The organism is Dietzia sp. PP-33, assembly GCF_033790845.1.
Classification (GTDB): Bacteria; Actinomycetota; Actinomycetes; order Mycobacteriales; family Mycobacteriaceae; genus Dietzia.
The window spans coordinates 1-1,536 of the sequence record NZ_JAMYEI010000026.1 but is presented as its reverse complement, the minus strand read 5'-3'; the positions used below and the strand labels follow the sequence as shown (position 1 = coordinate 1,536).

Here is a 1,536-nt window from a genome sequence, read left to right as displayed (position 1 = left end):
CGGAAGTTGTCAACCTGTCTCAAGACAGGTTGATGCCAGTGGTGGTGGGTAGTGCTGGTGCTTTCGGTGGTGCCGAGTATCTGCGGGGATGCAGTGCCGCTGCCCAGTCCAGGGTCTGTTGTCGAGCGGCCTTGACTCGGGCGGCGGTGCCGGTGAAGACCTGCTCAGGGGTGTAGTACCCCAAAGCGCTGTGGTGGTGTTCGGTGGCGTAGCGGTGCAGAAAATCGCTGGTCCATTGCCGGGCGTGGTCGATCGAGTCGAACCGATCCGGGTGGTCCAGGTCGTACTTGATGGTCTTGAACAGCGACTCGGAAAACGGGTTGTCGTTGGAGACCCGCGGGCGGGAGAAGGACCGGCCGATCTGGCTGGTCTCGAGCGCCGCTGCCAGCTCGTGTGAGCGCATCGCCGCCCCGTTGTCGGCGTGCAGCCTGGCAGGGGCGCCGTGACGATCGAAGGCGTCCAGGAACATCTCGGTGGCTTTGGCGGCGGTCTCATCAGGCTCGATCCGCCAGGCCACCGGGTAGCGGGAGTAGACGTCGATGGCCAGGTACAGCCGGTAATAGCAACGGCCGGGCCCGTGCAGGAGGGTGATGTCCCACGTCCACAGATGCCCCGGTGCGCCGGCGGTCGCGGTGGGCTTGACCCGCGAGATGGAGGTGCCCGAGTGCCGACCCCGCCGGCGGTCACCTACTAACTCGTTCGCCTTGGCCAGGCGGTAGAAGGTGCGCTGCGAGCACGCAATCTCACCAGCATCCAGCGAGCTCCAATACACCTGCACGACTGATCGATCGGCCATTGTCGGGTCGGTCAACGCCCCGATGACCTGTGCTTTTTCCTTCTCAGTCAACGCGGCCGGCTGGTGGCGCTCGGCGTGCGGGACGGGCTGGGCCACGCGTTGATGGTGGCGGTAGCCGCGATCGATCCGGTAGAAGGTCGACCGGGCCACCCCGGTCAGAGCGCAGGCCCGAGTGAGGGGCATGTTCGCTTGCTCAGCAAGGTTGCGGATCAGCTCGCAGATCACAACTTTTTGCGCTCGAGCCAGGCCTGATACTCGCTCGCGCTCATCAGCGCCGGCGGGATCTGGGCATCCGGTCCCGTCGAGCTCTTGGTGATCCCGTCCAAGAGCTCGAAGGCTTTTCCCATGATCTCCTGCGCCGTCTCGGCGTCCTTGACCTTCTGCTCCAGCTGCTCCACCTGCCGGCGAAGCCGGACCACCTCAGAGCGATCCTCACTGTGCTGACGTTTCCTACCCAACTTGACCTCCGCAGCCTGCAACGACCGATCGAACTCGCCCCGAGCCCTGGCCTGCAGCCACCGCTTGACCGTCCCCTGGGCCAGTTGGTGTTCCCGCAGCAGCCGAGCCTTGTCGCCGTGCACGACACACTCGTCCCAGGCCTGCAAGAACTCAAGACGGAACGCGACCGAAAACGTCCGCCTGCCCGTCGCAGTAATACCTATCGGCGTAGTCATCATCGTCCAAACTCCGATCCCCGCGCACTGCACCAACCTGTCTCACGATCAGGCTGGCAGAGAACG

At 64.6% G+C, this 1,536-nt stretch carries 2 protein-coding genes; both read right to left on the bottom strand.

Going from position 1 to position 1,536, the window contains the following annotated elements:
* Positions 1 to 19 precede the first annotated feature (19 nt).
* Positions 20 to 979 (bottom strand): IS3 family transposase, encoded by a 960-nt coding sequence (locus NJE57_RS19900; RefSeq protein ID WP_319030221.1) that lies wholly within the window; start codon positions 977 to 979, stop codon positions 20 to 22.
* 38 nt (positions 980 to 1,017) lie between these two features.
* Positions 1,018 to 1,473, bottom strand: coding sequence for a hypothetical protein (locus tag NJE57_RS19895; RefSeq protein ID WP_319030220.1), 456 nt, complete (start codon positions 1,471 to 1,473; stop codon positions 1,018 to 1,020).
* Between the last annotated feature and the right edge of the window lie 63 nt (positions 1,474 to 1,536).

Bases quoted from the DNA above. Each gene is read 5' to 3' on its own strand.
- NJE57_RS19900 (WP_319030221.1), bottom strand. From the start codon at position 979: ATGCCCCTCACTCGGGCCTGCGCTCTGACCGGGGTGGCCCGGTCGACC.
- NJE57_RS19895 (WP_319030220.1), bottom strand. From the start codon at position 1,473: ATGATGACTACGCCGATAGGTATTACTGCGACGGGCAGGCGGACGTTT.